The organism is Bradyrhizobium sp. PRIMUS42 (assembly GCF_023006515.1).
Taxonomy (GTDB): domain Bacteria; phylum Pseudomonadota; class Alphaproteobacteria; order Rhizobiales; family Xanthobacteraceae; genus Bradyrhizobium.
This window is the reverse complement of sequence record NZ_JALBGZ010000063.1, coordinates 1-15,699: the sequence shown is the minus strand read 5'-3', so window position 1 is coordinate 15,699 and position 15,699 is coordinate 1. Positions and strand designations below refer to the sequence as shown.

General features: G+C 64.2%; 15 protein-coding genes and 1 pseudogene. 7 read left to right on the top strand and 9 right to left on the bottom strand.

Features of this window, described 5'->3' with window-relative positions; translation table 11 throughout:
* Both MOV75_RS08615 and MOV75_RS08610 read right to left on the bottom strand, forming a co-directional pair.
* Positions 1–1,062, bottom strand: a 1,062-nt coding sequence (locus tag MOV75_RS08615; RefSeq protein WP_247005368.1) for a caspase family protein, incomplete at its 3' end; no start/stop codon positions are given.
* A gap of 180 nt (positions 1,063–1,242) precedes the next feature.
* Positions 1,243–1,671, bottom strand: coding sequence for a GFA family protein (locus MOV75_RS08610; RefSeq protein ID WP_247005366.1), 429 nt, complete (start codon positions 1,669–1,671; stop codon positions 1,243–1,245).
* A gap of 95 nt (positions 1,672–1,766) precedes the next feature.
* On the opposite strand from MOV75_RS08610, the gene MOV75_RS08605 reads away from it, so the two are divergent.
* From MOV75_RS08605 to MOV75_RS08595, 3 genes are all read left to right on the top strand, one after another.
* A complete protein-coding gene (locus MOV75_RS08605; protein ID WP_007598116.1) occupies positions 1,767–2,141 on the top strand; it encodes a nuclear transport factor 2 family protein in 375 nt (124 codons plus the stop codon).
* Between the two features lie 223 nt (positions 2,142–2,364).
* On the top strand, positions 2,365–3,222 hold the full coding sequence (gene bla / locus MOV75_RS08600; RefSeq protein ID WP_246922806.1) for a class A beta-lactamase: 858 nt from the start codon (positions 2,365–2,367) through the stop codon (positions 3,220–3,222).
* A 48-nt stretch (positions 3,223–3,270) separates the two neighbouring features.
* Positions 3,271–4,878: a Na+/H+ antiporter gene (locus MOV75_RS08595; protein ID WP_246922809.1), complete on the top strand. Its 1,608-nt coding sequence runs from the start codon at positions 3,271–3,273 to the stop codon at positions 4,876–4,878.
* Between the two features lie 33 nt (positions 4,879–4,911).
* On the opposite strand, the pseudogene MOV75_RS08590 reads toward MOV75_RS08595, so the two are convergent.
* The 5 genes and pseudogenes from MOV75_RS08590 to MOV75_RS08570 form a co-directional block, all read right to left on the bottom strand.
* A pseudogene (locus MOV75_RS08590) lies at positions 4,912–5,721 on the bottom strand (N-acetylmuramoyl-L-alanine amidase); the annotation flags it as partial.
* Positions 5,722–5,724: 3 nt separating this feature from the next.
* Positions 5,725–7,062: a Rieske 2Fe-2S domain-containing protein gene (locus MOV75_RS08585; RefSeq protein WP_246922815.1), complete on the bottom strand. Its 1,338-nt coding sequence runs from the start codon at positions 7,060–7,062 to the stop codon at positions 5,725–5,727.
* Positions 7,063–7,268: 206 nt separating this feature from the next.
* Entirely contained in the window at positions 7,269–8,165 is an 897-nt protein-coding gene (locus tag MOV75_RS08580; RefSeq protein WP_246922818.1) for a TauD/TfdA family dioxygenase, read from the bottom strand.
* A 182-nt stretch (positions 8,166–8,347) separates the two neighbouring features.
* Positions 8,348–9,631 (bottom strand): flavodoxin-dependent (E)-4-hydroxy-3-methylbut-2-enyl-diphosphate synthase, encoded by a 1,284-nt coding sequence (gene ispG, locus MOV75_RS08575; protein WP_246922820.1) that lies wholly within the window; start codon positions 9,629–9,631, stop codon positions 8,348–8,350.
* A 12-nt stretch (positions 9,632–9,643) separates the two neighbouring features.
* Positions 9,644–10,528: a DMT family transporter gene (locus tag MOV75_RS08570; protein WP_247005372.1), complete on the bottom strand. Its 885-nt coding sequence runs from the start codon at positions 10,526–10,528 to the stop codon at positions 9,644–9,646.
* On the opposite strand from MOV75_RS08570, the gene MOV75_RS08565 reads away from it, so the two are divergent.
* A complete protein-coding gene (locus MOV75_RS08565; protein WP_247005381.1) occupies positions 10,410–10,649 on the top strand; it encodes a hypothetical protein in 240 nt (79 codons plus the stop codon). The genes MOV75_RS08570 and MOV75_RS08565 overlap by 119 nt on opposite strands.
* Here the strand turns inward: MOV75_RS08565 and MOV75_RS08560 are convergent.
* A complete protein-coding gene (locus MOV75_RS08560) occupies positions 10,634–11,128 on the bottom strand; it encodes a Fur family transcriptional regulator (RefSeq protein ID WP_246922826.1) in 495 nt (164 codons plus the stop codon). The two genes, MOV75_RS08565 and MOV75_RS08560, sit on opposite strands and share 16 nt — an antisense overlap.
* 157 nt (positions 11,129–11,285) lie before the next feature.
* Here MOV75_RS08560 and MOV75_RS08555 point away from each other — a divergent pair, with 157 nt between their 5' ends.
* The 3 genes from MOV75_RS08555 to MOV75_RS08545 are packed head-to-tail and all read left to right on the top strand — an operon-like array spanning position 11,286 to position 14,495.
* Positions 11,286–11,768, top strand: coding sequence for a MarR family winged helix-turn-helix transcriptional regulator (locus tag MOV75_RS08555; protein WP_246922829.1), 483 nt, complete (start codon positions 11,286–11,288; stop codon positions 11,766–11,768).
* Positions 11,761–12,924 (top strand): HlyD family secretion protein, encoded by a 1,164-nt coding sequence (locus tag MOV75_RS08550; protein WP_246922833.1) that lies wholly within the window; start codon positions 11,761–11,763, stop codon positions 12,922–12,924. The genes MOV75_RS08555 and MOV75_RS08550 overlap by 8 nt, the downstream gene beginning before the upstream one ends.
* A 14-nt stretch (positions 12,925–12,938) precedes the next feature.
* Positions 12,939–14,495 (top strand): MDR family MFS transporter, encoded by a 1,557-nt coding sequence (locus MOV75_RS08545; protein ID WP_246922836.1) that lies wholly within the window; start codon positions 12,939–12,941, stop codon positions 14,493–14,495.
* Positions 14,496–14,632: 137 nt separating this feature from the next.
* On the opposite strand, the gene MOV75_RS08540 is transcribed toward MOV75_RS08545, so the two are convergent.
* On the bottom strand, positions 14,633–15,688 hold the full coding sequence (locus MOV75_RS08540; protein ID WP_247005370.1) for an ecdysteroid 22-kinase family protein: 1,056 nt from the start codon (positions 15,686–15,688) through the stop codon (positions 14,633–14,635).
* Positions 15,689–15,699: the final 11 nt, after the last annotated feature.

Here is a 15,699-nt window from a genome sequence, read left to right as displayed (position 1 = left end):
ATCGGCTGCGGCTTTGGCCTGCGCATCCTTCTGCGCGCCGAGCGCGGCGAGACGATCACGCTCGGCCTCGGCCTGCTTCACCTTCGCGGTCGCCGCTGCGTGAGCCTGCTCGGCACCGATCTTCTCGACCTGGAGCTTGGCAAGGCTCGCATAGAAGCCATCGGGGTGCTGGGCGAGGAAAGCATCCCACGCCGCCTTGTTGCCAACCTGGAGCGCGAGCTCATAGTCGCGGCGGATATCGGCCTGCGGGTTCGCCACGGGCGCCACGGGTGCTGCAACCGCCACCTTGACCGGCACCAGCGGCATGTCTTCGCCGCCGAGCGAACCGTAAACGAACGGCTCCTGCTTGTTACCGGTCGACTTGAGCACATCGTCGCGCACGAAGCCGAAGGCGCGGCGGACGTCGAGGCCCGGCGTCGTCAGATGCTTCGACAGCGCGACGGTAAAGGGGCTGTTGGCGCCGTCGCCGTCCTGCGCCGTGAAGCCGGCCTTTGCCGAATAGGCGATCAGCGTGTTGGGGCTGGTCGGCTCGACCTGGGCCAGGCCACGGCCGATGCCGCGCGAGGCCACCGTGCGCTTCATCCTCTTGCCGAACGGATTGTCGCGGCAGGCATCCAGGATCACCAGACGAAGCTGCTTTGCCGGCTCGACCGCGACCAGGACGCGGTCGAGCGAAAGGGCCTCGTCATAAACGTCGGTATCGCGCTCGAGCTTGGCGTCGACAGGGATCAGATAATTCGAGCCCTCGACCTCGATGCCGTGACCGGCATAGTAGACCACCGCGATATCGGCACTGCGGGTCGCGTCGGCAAAGTCGCGCAGCACGCGCCGTGTATCCAGGGCCGAGAGGTCGCGCCGGTAATCGACAACATCGAAACCGGCCTCCTTGAGCGTCTTCGCCATCACCGCACCGTCGTTGACGGGGTTGGCGAGCGCCGGCGCGTGCTGATAGGCCGAGTTGGCAAGCACCAGCGCGACGCGGCTGCCGGCGAGAGCGGGATCCGTGCCGAACAGCAGCGCTGCGGCGAGGAGAAGCGGGCATAGTCTGAGCAGATTGCGCATGACACGACTTCCGAAGTTCGGGCCGTTTCGAGCCCCTTGGGACCGCTTTAGCAGGATCTGGCGCCGGCGCTTGTGATGGAGGTCACGAAGGCCGCGCCGGCGACTCTCGGAAAGTCCCCCTTTGTTTGTCGCACCAGCGCGGCTGCGGTTCGCTCCCAAGCTGGTGTCGACCGAGTTCCCTTAGGCATCACCGATATGCTTCCGATATTGCGGCAGATTGTCCGTAATTTCGTGCCAGGGCGCCTTCGATGCCACGAAAATGTGGGCGCTTGGCCGGATCGAGGGGGCATCGACCAGGGTTCCCATGGCGACATGGACCCATTCTCCGTCACGCACCCGGGAATAGAGCAGCGAGCCGCATCGCCCACAATGGGCGTCATGGCTGGTGTCGTCGCCGAAGATCATCCGCTGATCCCGACCCTGGACAATGCGCAGCTTGTCTTGCGGGATACCGGCGAACGGCTTGAAGGCGGAGCCGGTGGTGCGGCGGCAGTTCGAACAGTGGCAATTCATCGCATAGGAGAACGCGTCGGCCACCTCAAAGCGGACGGTGCGGCAATAGCATTCGCCGATCAGGATACGAGCGTTCGAAGTTTCTGATCCGGTCATCCCAGCGTCCCTGCGCAATTGGCGAGAGACACCCATAGCGCATTTCGATGCGTACGACTAAGTTCGCCCCAAGCCATCATGCAAAAGGATGACCCATGAGCCAGAACCGTTCGAGCGTCGAAGCCGTCGTGCAATCCTATTTTGACGGGCTCTACGAGGGCGACGCTGAAAAGCTCGGCGCCATCTTCCATCCCTCCGCGGATTTGCGCTGGGTCGAAAAGGGCGAGCTCCAGGTGCTGACCGTGCCGGACTGGCTCGACCGCGTGCGCAAGCGCCCATCCGGCAAGGCGGAAGGCAAGCCGCGCGAGGATTTCATCGTCACCATCGACCGCTCGGACGACAAGACCGCCTTCATCAAGGTCAGGTGCCAGCTGCCACCGCGTTTCTTCACCGATTATCTGGTCGCGATGAAGCTCGCCGACGGCTGGCAGATCGTGTCGAAATCGTATCGGTATGACCTGAGGGAGTGACGCGGCTGCTCGACGTTCGCCCAATATCTGCCGCGGTCACGCCCCATTCTGCGTCATTGCGAGCATAATTCTCGCCCGTCATTGCGAGGAGCCCTTGCGACGAAGCAATCCAGAATCCCTCCGAGGAGACAGACTGGATTGCTTCGTCGCTTCGCTCCTCGCAATGACGACGCGGATGCAGCATCCGCTATATTTCCTGCCCCCACTCATCTGAAAAGTCCCCATGCCGCTCGACCGCCGCTCCCTGCTTGCCTCACTCGGCTGGATGGCCGCTTCTCCCGCGCTTGCGGCAGAGGCGCCGCCAGAATTCGAAGCCTATGAACGCGAGAGCGCCGGGCGGATTGGCGTCTATGCGGAGAACCTGGCCACCGGCGCCAAGCTCACCTGGCGCGCCGACGAGCGCTTCGTCATGTGTTCGACCTTCAAAGCCTCGCTCGCGGCCAGCGTGCTCGCACGGGTCGATCGCGACGAGGAGCAGCTTGCGGCCATGATCCCTTACGGCCAGGCCGACCTGCTGGAGTATGCGCCGGTCGCCAAGCAGAATCTCGCGGCTGGCGCGATGTCGGTCACCGAGATGTGCAAGGCGATCATCGAGCTCAGCGACAACACCTGCGCCAATCTGCTGCTGGCGCGGATCGGCGGCCCTGCCGCGCTCACCGCGTTCTGGCGCTCGTTCGGCGATGCCACCTCGCGGCTCGACCACAACGAGCCCGAACTCAATCGCTCCCCACCCGGAGATCCCCGGGACACCACGACGCCGGCGGCGATGGCCGGGAACTTGCGCCGTCTGGTGACGGGCGAAGCGCTGACGCCGGCCTCGCGTACCCTGCTCACGGAGTGGATGGTGAACTGCAAGACTGGCGCGAACCGGCTGCGCGGCGGCCTGCCCGCAAGTTGGAAGATCGGCGACAAGACCGGCTCCAATGGCAAGGACGCAGCGGGCGACATCGCGGTGGCCTGGCCGAAGTCCGACACGCCGATCCTTATCGCGGCCTATGTCCAAGGCGGCACGCCGACGGCAGCGCAGATCGAAGCCGCCTTCGCGCGAATCGGGCGGACGGTGGCTGAGCGGCTGGCGTAAGCCGCGCGCATTGACGCAGCAGTCGCTTCCGGGTCAAGACAGGCCATCATGGAAGCGAAGTTTCAGACCTTTCTCATCCTGCTGGCCGTATTGGCGGGCGTGGCGCTGGCGGCACGCCGCTTCAACGTCGCCCCCGCCATCCTGCTGATGCTGGCCGGCGTCGGCCTCGCCTTCGTGCCGGGCATGCCCGCAGTGGAATTGCCGCCGGAACTGGTGCTGCTGATGGTGCTGCCACCGCTGATCTACTCGGCGAGCGTCGCCATGAGCTGGCGCGAGTTCAGAAAGAATCTGCGCCCCATCGTGCTGCTTGCGGTCGGCGCAGTGATCTTCACCGCGGCGATGGTGGCGGCCGCCACGCATTACTTGATCGGCCTGCCCTGGGCCGTCGGCTTTCTGCTCGGCGCCATCGTCGCGCCCCCCGACGTGGTGGCGCCGCTCGCGATCGCGCGCCGGCTCAACTTGCCGCGGCGGCTCGTGGTTATTCTCGAGGGCGAAGGACTCGCCAACGACGCCACCGCGCTGACCCTCTACCGCTTCGCGCTGGCGGCGATCATGGTCGGGCATTTCTCGCTACCGCTCGCGGCCGGTGAATTCCTCCTCATCGTCGCCAGCGAGATCGCCTTTGGCATCGGCGTCGGCTGGCTCTCCCTGCGCTTCCGCAAATGGTCCGGGGATCCGCAGGTCGAGCTGACGCTGTCGCTGATCACGCCCTACGTGTCCTACTGGCTGCCCGAACATGTCGGCGGCTCCGGCGTGATCGCCACCGTCGCCTGCGGCCTTTATGTGAGCTGGAACGGCCCGCTGCTGATCTCGTCGGCGACGCGCCTGCAGGGCATCTTCTTCTGGGACCTCGTGATCTACCTGATCGAGGGGGTGCTGTTCCTGCTCACCGGCTTCCAGATGCGCGCGCTCTACGAGAAGTCGAAGGCGTTCCCCCTCGACGACATCCTGATCGCGACCGCCGTGGTCCTGATGATCGTCGTGATCGCGCGCTTCGCCTGGCTCTATCCCGCAACCTATCTGCCGCGGCTGCTCAGCAAATCGTTGCGCGAGCGCGATCCGTCGCCACCCTGGCAATGGCCGTTCGTGCTCGCTTTCACCGGCGTGCGCGGCGCGGTGTCGCTCGCAGCGGCGCTGGCGCTGCCATTCACGCTACCTGATGGCGCGGCGTTCCCATATCGTGACCTGATCCTGTTCGTCGCCTTCGGCGTCATCTTCGTCACGCTGATCGGCGTCGGCCTGACGCTGCCGCCGGTGGTGCGGTGGCTCGGCGTCGCCGATGCCGGCCGAAACGAGCATGCCGCCGAGCACGAAGCCGAGATCGCCGCGCGCCGTCAGGCCCTGGACGCCGCGCTAAGGTCGCTCGACGCAATGACCGCGGAAAAGGAAGTCTCCGAAGAGGTGATGCGGCTTCTGCGTGCGCGTCACGAGATCCGCGTCAACCAACTTCCGGATTCGCTCGATCCCACCCGCCACGACGTCTCCGCCGCCGGCACTATGCTGACCCGCAACCTGATCGCCGCCGAACGAAAATTCATCCACGATCTCCTGCGCGATGGCCAGATCACCGACGAGACGCGGCGGCGGATCGAGCGCGATCTGGATCTGGAGGAGGCGAGCCTGGCGAACCGGGAGTATCGGGGCGTGCCGCTGTAGCCTCCTCGTCATGGCGAGCCAAATGCCAAATGACTGCCTTGCGCAGAACTCCCCTATTGCCGCGGCCACGGCCCCCGCGATCGCCTCATGCCGCTCCGGCGAGTTCATCGCCATTTCCTCGTCGCGATTGATGATCGAGCCCGCTTCGAGCAGCACTGCGGCACTGCTTGTCCGCGAGAGAACCACGAGTCCGTCATAACGGTAGACGCCGAAATCCTTGTCGAGCAATTGGCGCCGGTAACGGCCCATCACCGGCAAGGTGTATTGGCTGGCATAGTGCAGGCCCTGCTCTTTCAGCTGCCGGCCGATCATCCGGGCCAGCATCAGGCTGGTGGCAAAGTGCGGATTGTGCTGCGACACGAACAGCGAGTGGCCTGAGAAGCGGTCGCTGAAATAGCTCTTCGCCCCATCGAATTCCCAGGTCTCGAGCAGCTTGTCCGGCACCGAATCGTGGTGAATCGACAGGAAGAGATCGGCCCGGCCGTTATTTGCTGCACTGACCCGCTTGAACAGGCTCGGCCGCGCCTTGCCGTCCGTGACGAGCAGCCGGGTTGCGGCAAAGCCTTCGGACTTGAGTCTCGCCGTGATGAGTCTTGCGAGCCGGACGTTGAAGCCGAACTCCGGATCATTGCGCGCGCTCAATGCGCCGTAGGAGTCCGGGGTGTGCCCGACGTCCACGACGATCCGGAATTTGGGCATCTCACATCTGGCCGGTACCTGCAGCTTGGCCTTGGGTCTTGCAATCTTTCGCGCGGTCACGGCCGCGCTGCTGCCAACAATCGCAAGCGACGATAGCAGGATCGACGCAACCAGCCCGACGATGATGCTGCGCGGTTGCCCCAAGCGTCACTCCGCTGCCGCGATTCTGGGACGGCCGACGAAGCCCGCGACATCGCCGAAGCGCTCCAACATTACTGCGGGCAGGTCCTTGGACTTGCTGGTCACGCAGGCACCGGAGCGCACCGCATAGCGGTCCTGATGCGCAGCCTGCGGCGGCGGCTCGCCCTGCTGGAGCGCCCGCGCCAGATCCATCACGAGCTTGCGGAAATGCATGATGCCGAGATCGGTCGGCCCGAGATGCTCGCGGGTGCGGTCGGCGATCGGCCCCTGGCTATCCTGCACGGCGGCGTCCTGCTCGGAGACGCCCTTGATGCCGGTGTAGCTTCGGGTCTTCTGGAGCTTGCGGTCGATCAGATAATCGTTGCCCTTGTGACGCAGCGGCACGTAATTGTCGTCGACCTCCGCGATCACGCCGTTGCCGCGGTCATAGGCGTCGCGCTCTCCTTGCGTCAGCGGCCGCTCCGGATTCCAGGCATAGGTATAGATCCAGCAATTGGTGTCGGTCACCGGCACGAAAGTCTGGCCGAAGATGTTCTCGCCCGGCATCGCGCTCGGCGCATAAGCATGAAACGGCATCAGGAACTGCGCGATGCGCCAGTAGATGTTGTCGCCACCGGTCAGCCGGCCGCCGGCAATGGTCAGCCCGGCCTCGTGCGGACTGATCTTGATCACCGGGCGCGGATCCTCGGCGATCCAGCGCATGTGATCGCTCGACATCCGCGCGATCGGATTCACAAAGTGCTTCTTGATGTCCAGGATCTCGTTCTCCTCCTTGTCGAAGGAGAGATGGGCAAAGGTGAAATGCGCGGTGTCGATCGAGCCTTCCAGCGCCTGCACCCAGTTGCAGTCCTGCCATTTCTTGCTGACGTAGCGGTGCGATTCCGGCAGCAGCGCCATCTCGAGATCGGGCAGCTCGGGCATGGTCTCAAGCGGGCCCATATAGGCCCAGATCATCTCGCCCCATTCGCGCACCGGATAGGATTTGATACGGATCAGATCCTTGGCGTTGAGATCGGGATAGGAGGTCGGCATGTCGACGCAGCGACCTTCGGTGTCGAACTTCCAGCCATGATAGACGCAGCGGATGCCGCACTCTTCGTTGCGCCCAAGCCAGAGATTGGCGCCGCGATGCGGGCAATATTGGTCGATGATTCCGACGACGCCGCGGGAGTCGCGGAAGGCGAGCAGCTCCTCGCCGAGCACAATGATCTTCTTCGGCTCGCCGTCGGGCTCGGGGAGTTCTTCGCAGAGAGCCACGGGAATCCAGAACCGGCGCAACAATTCGCCCATGCCCGTTCCAGGGCCGGCCTCGGTCAGGAATCTGTTGTCCTCGGCGCGGAGCATGGCTGATCCTCGCGATTTTCAATACAGTGTGTGCGTCATAAGAAACGTTTCTGCCTCGGAATGGAGCAACCTAGCCTTCGACCGGTATTTTGTGGCCGAGTGTTGCCGGAAGTCCACGGGCGGCGACGATGACGGCGCAGTTTTTGGCCGGGCGGGCATGATCGTGAAAAATTCCACCGCATCGTTCGATTCCGACGTTGCCGATTTCACATCGGCCTTTCCCCCTTCACCGTCACCCGCGTCCCCGAGCGCGTATGCGGCCAGTAGTCCCACATTGCGCGGTGCTGGGTGCAGCGGTTGTCCCAGAAGGCGATGGCATTCTCGGTCCAGCGGAAGCGGCACTGGAATAGCGGGTTCTCCGCGTGCTGGTAGAGATAGCCCAGCATTGCGTCGCTCTCGTCGCGCGGAATGCCGTTGATGTGACGGGTGAAGCCGCGGTTGACGTAGAGCGCCTTCTTGCCCGTGACCGGGTGGGTGCGCACGACGGGATGCTCCGCGTGCGGATAGCTCGGCCTGTCCGCGACGCCGTAGTTCGCATAAAGGCCTCGATAGATCGGCTCGCCGTCGTGCAGCGCGGTCAGGCCGTCGAGATAGGCCTTCATGCGTTCCGACAGCGCTTCGTAAGCCGCGTACATGTTGGCGAACAGCGTGTCACCGCCGCGCGGCGGACACTGCTTGATGTAGAGGATCGAGCCCATCGGCGGCTCGAGATCGCAGGACACGTCCGAGTGCCAACCCTCGCCGTTCGCGCGCGGCGAGTTCTTGTCGGCGTAGATCTTCATCAGGGCCGGGTCTTCATCCTCATGCGGCGCGGCGGGATGAAAATGCAGCTCGCCGAACTTGCGGCCGAAGGCGAGATGCTGCTGCGGCGTGATGTGCTGGTCGCGGAAGAAGATGACGAGGTTTTCGGCGAGCGCGCGGTGGATCTCGTCCATCTGCTGGTTGGAGCGGGCGTCATCGGAGACCAGCCTGCCGAGGTCGACGCCGGTGATTTCCGCGCCGATGATGGGCGTGAGCTTTTCGACCGCGATGGTCTCGTAAGGAGCGCCGTCCTCCGCCGTGTGGCGATAGCGCGGGCCTTGCTTGCCGGCGAGTGAGCTCATGGCGTGTCTCCCGATCGTTCTTGATTGGGGACATCGTAGCCCGGATGGAGCGAAGCGCAATCCGGGAACGGTTTGTCAGCTTGAGAGAGCCCCCCGGATTTCGCTGCGCTCCATCCGGGCTACAAAAATAAGGCGGGTTACGCTGCGCGAACCCGCCTTACGATTCCGTCTTTGGAAGACGCCTACTCCGCTGCCGTCACCGGCACCTTGGCACCCTGGCCGTAGCGCTGGTCGATGTAGTCGATCACCAGCGCCTTGAAGTCGGCGGAGATGGTGGGACCGCGCAGCGTGCGGAACTTCTTGCCGTCGACAAACACCGGCGCGGCCGGCGCTTCGCCGGTGCCGGGCAGCGAGATGCCGATATTGGCGTGCTTGGATTCGCCCGGGCCGTTGACGATGCAGCCCATCACCGCGACGTTGAGCTCTTCGACGCCGGGATATTTCGTCTTCCAGGCCGGCATCTCGTCGCGGATGAAATCCTGGATCGAGCGGGCCAGCTCCTGGAACGTGGTCGAGGTGGTGCGGCCGCAGCCGGGGCAGGCCGCAACCAGCGGCACGAAGGTGCGGAAGCCCATGGTCTGCAGCAGTTCCTGGCCGACCTGCACCTCGCGGGTGCGGTCGCCGCCGGGCTCCGGCGTCAGCGAGATGCGGATGGTGTCGCCGATGCCCTGCTGCAAGAGAATGCCGAGTGCAGCCGACGACGCCACGATGCCCTTCGAGCCCATGCCGGCTTCAGTCAGACCGAGATGGATCGCGTAATCGGAACGGCTGGCGAGATCCTGATAGACCGCGATGAGATCCTGCACCGCCGAGACCTTTGCGGAGAGGATGATGCGATCCTTGGGCATGCCGAGCTCTTCGGCCCGCGCGGCCGAGAGCAGCGCGGACTGCACCATGGCCTCGCGCGTCACCGCGCGCACGTCGCGCGGATTGGCGGACGCGGCATTCTCGTCCATCAGCTTGGTCAAGAGCTCCTGGTCGAGCGAGCCCCAATTGGCGCCGATGCGGACCGGCTTGTTGTTCTTGTTGGCGATCTCGATGATGTCGGCGAACTGGGTGTCGCGCTTGTCCTTGAAGCCGACATTGCCGGGATTGATGCGGTACTTGGCGAGCGCCTCGGCGCAGGCCGGATAGGCCGCGAGCAGCTTGTGGCCGATATAGTGGAAGTCACCGATCAGCGGCGTGGTGATGCCGCGCTTGGCGAGACCGTCGCGAATGTGCGGGACGGCGGCAGCGGCCTCCTCACGGTCCACGGTGATGCGAACCATTTCGGAGCCGGCGCGCGCGAGCGCTGCGACCTGGGCAATGGTACCGTCGATGTCGGCGGTATCGGTGTTGGTCATCGACTGCACGACGATCGGCGCACCGCCGCCGACGGCGACGTCGCCGACCTTGACCTGGGTGGTACGATGACGCGGTGCGGGCCCCGCGATGTCGGAATCGATGGTGGTTTCGGGCTTGTTCATGGGGTCCAAATATCAGGTTTTGGTGACGTTCAGCAATGCATCACGCGGCGCCGAAGCCGTTTGGCTCGGACGGTTAACCAGAAAAAGCCCAGCAATTACAAGGACGGCTGCCGCCCCGAAGGCCAAGCTTAGGGTGTCGTGCATGATGAAATAGCTACCCACCACGCCAAACAAAGGGGTGATGAAGGTAAAAGCCGACAATTTGCTGGCCGAATAGGTCTTCACCAGAGCGAACCAAAGCGTGAACGTAGTTCCAACCACCCAGATCGCCTGGAAGGCCATCAGGCCGAGCGACAGCGGCGCCGGCGTGTGCGTGATGGTCTCGCCGAACAGCCAGGCCGCCAACCCCAGGATCGGGATCGAAATGGCGACCTGATAGCCAAGCGCCTTCTCGGGCGCGGCGAACCGCAGCCTCGTGCCCTTGGCAACCAGCGTCGTCGCCGCCCACAGCGCGGCGCCGCCGACGATCATGAGGTCGCCGAGCAGAACATGCGAATCGACATTGGGCTGCGGCACGCCGATTGCGAGGGCGACACCGGCAAAGCTGATGGCGAGGCCCAGCCATTGCGAGGCGCCAAGCCTCTCGCCGAGCACCTGATAGGAGCCGAGCGCGACGAAGAACGGCGCGGTGTAGAGGAACACCACCGCGCGAGAGGCAGAGGTGAGGCGCAGCCCCTGGAAGATCAGCACGAATTCGATGCCGAACATCAGCCCGGCGACCAGGCCCGGCTTCCACGTGCCGTCATTCTCGAAGAATTTGACGCCGCGAAGCGTGCCGATGATGAACAGCATCGGCAGCGCGCCCGCCGAGCGGATCGTGGCCTGGAGCATCGGCGGAATGTCCGGCAGCACCAGCTTCACCGCGATCTGGTTGAAGCCCCAGGTCAGGCACAGCATGAGCATCAGGGCGATGGCGCCGGCACTGAGGGGACGCGCGACGGATTGGTTGGCTTGTGGTGAGGACATGTCTTCCCGAAAAACCGGCTTTGCGCCGTTGTTGCTTTATGCAGCTTTCTGACAATGGGTGCAGACGCCCGTGATCTCCACCACGGACAATTTAGGAGCAAAGCCTGAGCTGCGTGCCGCGGCATTGAGATTTCCGGCGAAGGATGCGGACGGGATCTCGCCGACCAGGCCGCAGCGCTCGCAGATCAGGAACGCCACCGCCGAGGTCGCGTCGTGGTCGTGGGCGGCACAGGCGAGGTAGGCATTGCGGCTTTCGATGCGATGCACGAGGCCGTTGGCCATCAGGAAATCGAGAGCGCGATAGACCGTGATCGGCGCCGGCCGCGACATGGATTTGGCAAGCTCGTCGATCACCTCATAGGCGCCGAGCGGGCGGTGGCTGGAGAGCAGCGCGCCCAGCACCTGGCGGCGTATCGGCGTGAATTTCTGCGCGCGTTGCTCGCAGACCTCCTCGGCGTGCGCCAGCGCATCCGCGGTGCAGCGGCCGTGATCGTGATCGGGCGCGGGAAAGGCAGATTTAGCAGGGGTCATGCAGCCGACCTTCTAGCATTTCGGCCGCGGAACCCAAAGCACGACCAGCAATGCGGCGGTCAGCCATGCCATTGCCGAGGGACAGCATCGCGCAAACCCGCCATGAAATAATCATAAGCTTGCTTATCATATGCGAAGCTTATTGGAGACCAAGCTCATGAGCCGCGGGTCTGTCGACCAGAACTTCCTGTTTACGCTGGGCGAGCTCTACCGCCTCTTGCGCGTCTACGCCGACAAGGAGGCGTCGCGGTTCGGCATCACCCGCGCCCAATGGGCGGTGCTGGCCAAGGTCGAGCGCAGCGAGGGCATGAAGCAGTCCGAGCTCGCCGAACTGCTCGAGATGCAGCCGATCACGCTGACCCGCCTGATCGACAAGCTCTGCGACAACGACTGGATCGAGCGCCGCAGCGATGCCTCGGACCGCCGCGTCAAGCGCCTGTATCTCAGGAAAGCCGGCCGGCAATTGCTGGGCCGGATGAGCGGCCTGAAGTCCGAGCTGACGGCCAACGCGCTCGACGGCATCACGCCGACGGACGCCCATCGCCTCCTCACTCAGCTCGAAAGCATCAAGGAGAACGTGCGCACCGCGATCCAGACCAGCGGCGCGGAACAAGCACGTAAGGAGCAGCGCTATGGCTGACCAGGTCCTCAAGTTCCAACCCGAGCAGAAGACCGACAGCGGCAAACCCACCAAGAAAGCGGGCACCGATCCGCGCCGCCGCCTGGTGGCGGGCCTGCGCCGCTACCGCCGCTTCCTGCTCCTGGTCGTGCTGCCAGTGATCGCCGTCATCGGCGGCCTCACCTTCTATCTCAATGGCGGTCGATATGTCGGCACTGACGATGCCTATGTCGGCGCGCAGAAGGTGCTGGTGACGCCCGACATTTCCGGCAAGATCCAGAAAGTCATCGTGAAGGAAGGCCAGTCCGTCAAGCGGGGCGACGAGCTGTTCGAGATCGACCCCGTTCCGTTTCGCCACGCGGTGGACGAAGCCAAGGCGCAGCTCGCGCAGGCCCGCACGACCTATGACAACCTTGTCGCCAACATCAAGATCTATGGCGACATGCTCGACCTGGCCCAGCAGGGCATCGATTTGAAGAAGCGCGACGTCGAGCGCAAGCAGGCGCTGGTGAAGAACAATTACGGCTCGCAGCTCGATCTCGACAACGCCTCGAATGCACTGGTGACTGCCGGCGCGCAGGCGCAATACATCAAGCAGCAGCTTTCCAACGCCAAGACGCAATTGCTCGGCGACCCCGCGTTGCCGCTGGAGCAATTTCCACCTTACGCACAGGCGAAAGCCAAACTGGACGATGCCCAGCGCAACCTCGACCACACCGTGCTGCGCGCGCCCATGGATGGCGTGGCGACCCAGGTCGAGCAGATCCAGCTCGGCCGCTACGTCGCTGCCGGCACGCCGGTGTTTTCGATCATCGACGTCGCACACCCCTGGGTCGACGCCAACCCGAAGGAGAGCGACCTCACCTATGTGACCGAAGGACAGCCCGTCACGCTCGAGGTCGACGCGTTCCCGAACCACGTCTTCAAGGGCAAGATCGGCTCGCTTTCGCCCGGCACCGGCGCGCAATTTGCGATCCTGCCGCCGCAGAACGCCACCGGCAATTTCGTCAAGGTGGTGCAACGCGTGCCGATCCGCATCTATTTCGACGAGACCGACAAATACGTGCGGAAGCTGAAGGCCGGCATGAGCGTCTATGCCACCATCGACACCGGCCATCAGCGCTCGCTGGCCGGCCTGCTCGGCCTGTCGGCGACCGCGAACCAAGACAAAGACTGAGTCAAGGACTGCCGATGTCCGGTCCCAATGCCAGCTTGATGGTCCCCGGCCTGCGCCGGAACATGGTGACGATCTGCGCCATGACCGCGACCATCATGCAGGCGCTGGACACCACCATTGCCAACGTCGCTTTGCCCTATATGCAAGGCACGCTGTCGGCTTCGCAAGACCAGATCAATTGGGTGCTGACCTCCTACATCGTCGCCGCAGCGATCATGACGGCCCCGGTGGGCTGGATCGCCAACCGCTTCGGCCGCAAGCGCATCTTCATCATCTGCTCGGCCGGCTTCACCATGGCCTCGGTGCTGTGCGGCCTCGCGCAAGACATCAACCAGATGGTGCTGTTCCGCCTGCTGCAAGGCGTGTTCGGCGCGGCCCTGGTGCCGCTGTCGCAATCGGTGATGCTCGACTATTACACGCTCCAGGAGCGCGCCAAGGCGATGTCGATCTGGGGCATGGGCGTGATGATGGGCCCGATCATGGGGCCCTCGCTCGGCGCCTGGCTGACCGAGACCTATTCCTGGCACTGGGTGTTCTTCGTCAACCTGCCGTTTGGCGCCATCACCGTGCTCGGGCTGATCGTGTTCATGGACGAGACCGACAAGAACCTCAGCCTGAGATTCGACTGGTTCGGCTTCGCGGCACTGGCCGTTGCGATCGGCTCGCTTCAGCTCGCGCTCGACCGCGGCGAGCAGTTGGGCTGGCTGGAATCGAACGAGATCCTGGCGGAATTCATCGTCTCGGCGGCCGCGTTCTACTTCTTCCTCGCGCACTCCTTCACGACCTCGACGCCGTTCATCCGTTTCGGCCTGTTCCGGGACCGCAACTTCGTCACCGGCTGCATGTTCATGATCGTGATGGGGCTCGTGCTGTTCTCAACCATGGCGCTGGCCTCGCCTTACATGCAGAACGTGATCGGCTATCCCATCATCACCGCCGGCCTGCTGCTGGCGAGCCGCGGCTTCGGTACCTTCTTCGCCATGATGCTGGTCGGCCGCATGATGCGTTATTTCGAGGCGCGCACGCTGATCATCGCGGGCCTGACGCTGACCGCGGGCTCGCTGTTCCAGATGACCGGCTGGACCGATCTGACCCAGGTGCCCGAGATCGTCACCGTCAGTGTCATCCAGGGCTTCGGCTTCGGCCTCGTCTTCGTGCCGCTCTCGACAGTGGCGTTCCTGACGCTGTCGAACGACCTGCGCACCGACGGCACCGCCATGCTGACCCTGATGCGCAACGTCGCGAGTTCGGTCGGCATTTCCGTCGTCATCGCGCAACTGACGCAGGGAACACGGCGGACCTACGCGATCCTGTCCGAGCACATCAACCCGTTCAACCATGCACTTCAGATGCCTGACGTCAGCGGCATGATCAATCTGTCCACCGACACCGGCCGCGCCATGGCCGACAGGATGGTCAGCGTGCAGGCGCAGATCATCGCGTTTGCGCACGACTACCACCTGGTGATGGTCTTCATCCTCTGCACCATCCCGCTCGCCTTGTTGATCGGCTCGACCAAGGCCACGCTGCGCAAGCAGGCGGCAGGGCCGGAGCATGCGGTGATGGAGTAGGCGATCTCGCGTGCCCCGGCCGCAGCGCAGCACGCAAGTGATGTGCTGCTGAGCCGGGGCCCATGCCCCCGGCACGATGGGTCCCGGTTCTGCGGCGCACCGCTACGCGCTGCACCGCGCCCGGGACAAGAGCCGGGCTACAACAACTCCTCGCACCCCAAATCATCCACCGCCGCAAACACCCGCTCCAGATTGTTCCACCAGATCAGCGGCGGGATGTTGATGCTCCACTGCCAGACCGGCCTCGTGATCTGCCAGAGCACCGCCCAGCGGTAGTCGCGATCGAGCGCGCCGCGCGAGTAGCCGGTGATGCCGCTTTCAATCAACGTATCGTGGTAGAAATTGAGCAGCGGGCGTTCGAGCGCCTGCCGTCGTTCCGGATACCAGTGCATGGCCATCATATAGGCGAGGTCGTGGGTCGGAACGTTGATACTCCAAAGATCGAAATCGAAGATGCGCACGGTATCGGCAACGCCCGCGCGCGGCAGCAGGAAATTCCAGGTGTGGGCGTCGCCATGCGTGACGCTGAGATGACGGCGTGAATGGTAACGCTGGGACAGCCGCTCCGACTGATCGATGAGGCGACGGAAGAGGATCCGTCGCTCCTCGCTGAGGCGATCACCGAGCAGATCGGCAAAACGATCGTAATGGCCGGCGAAGGTCTCCATGCGCTGCGCGCTGTCCTCCATGCTCGCCCAGGTACCGACCGTGTCGCCGAGGCTCGGATGGTCCCACCAGGCTGCATGCCAGCGTGCGAGCGCGGCGACGATGGCGAATGTCTGCTCGCGCGACGGCGGCACCGGCCAAGCCATCGCAGTTTCGTGGCTGTCAGTGAGGTCCTCGAGCAGCAGATGCCAAATGGGGCTGTGCTCGTCGAAATGCCCATCAAAGCAGCGCGGCGCGAGTCGCGGCGGCATCTTCGGTGCAAGCTGCGTGTAGTAATCCACCTCGCGCCGGCCGCCATTGGCGAGGGTCTCGGCGAAAGCGGAATTGGGAGTCTTGAGGATCAGCGACTGCGGAGCGCCGGTGGATTCGCCGACATAGCGCAGGCCAAGCCGGATGATATGCGACACGACGGTGTCGCGCTGGTGCAGCACCTTCACCTCGCGCACCGCGCCGGCGTCCAGCACGCCGCTCAGGATGTATTTGTTCCACCGCGTCGAACGCCTGATCGACGGCCGGCGCCTGATCATCGACATCGACG

Coding starts and splice junctions, on each gene's coding strand:
- MOV75_RS08560 (WP_246922826.1), bottom strand. CDS start 11,128: ATGACCCCTGCTAAATCTGCCTTTCCCGCGCCCGATCACGATCACGGC.
- MOV75_RS08580 (WP_246922818.1), bottom strand. CDS start 8,165: ATGAGCTCACTCGCCGGCAAGCAAGGCCCGCGCTATCGCCACACGGCG.
- MOV75_RS08605 (WP_007598116.1), top strand. CDS start 1,767: ATGAGCCAGAACCGTTCGAGCGTCGAAGCCGTCGTGCAATCCTATTTT.
- MOV75_RS08555 (WP_246922829.1), top strand. CDS start 11,286: ATGAGCCGCGGGTCTGTCGACCAGAACTTCCTGTTTACGCTGGGCGAG.
- MOV75_RS08610 (WP_247005366.1), bottom strand. CDS start 1,671: ATGACCGGATCAGAAACTTCGAACGCTCGTATCCTGATCGGCGAATGC.
- MOV75_RS08565 (WP_247005381.1), top strand. CDS start 10,410: ATGATGAACAGCATCGGCAGCGCGCCCGCCGAGCGGATCGTGGCCTGG.
- bla (WP_246922806.1), top strand. CDS start 2,365: ATGCCGCTCGACCGCCGCTCCCTGCTTGCCTCACTCGGCTGGATGGCC.
- MOV75_RS08550 (WP_246922833.1), top strand. CDS start 11,761: ATGGCTGACCAGGTCCTCAAGTTCCAACCCGAGCAGAAGACCGACAGC.
- MOV75_RS08595 (WP_246922809.1), top strand. CDS start 3,271: ATGGAAGCGAAGTTTCAGACCTTTCTCATCCTGCTGGCCGTATTGGCG.
- MOV75_RS08585 (WP_246922815.1), bottom strand. CDS start 7,062: ATGCTCCGCGCCGAGGACAACAGATTCCTGACCGAGGCCGGCCCTGGA.
- MOV75_RS08570 (WP_247005372.1), bottom strand. CDS start 10,528: ATGCTGTGCCTGACCTGGGGCTTCAACCAGATCGCGGTGAAGCTGGTG.
- MOV75_RS08545 (WP_246922836.1), top strand. CDS start 12,939: ATGTCCGGTCCCAATGCCAGCTTGATGGTCCCCGGCCTGCGCCGGAAC.
- MOV75_RS08540 (WP_247005370.1), bottom strand. CDS start 15,688: ATGATCAGGCGCCGGCCGTCGATCAGGCGTTCGACGCGGTGGAACAAA.
- ispG (WP_246922820.1), bottom strand. CDS start 9,631: ATGAACAAGCCCGAAACCACCATCGATTCCGACATCGCGGGGCCCGCA.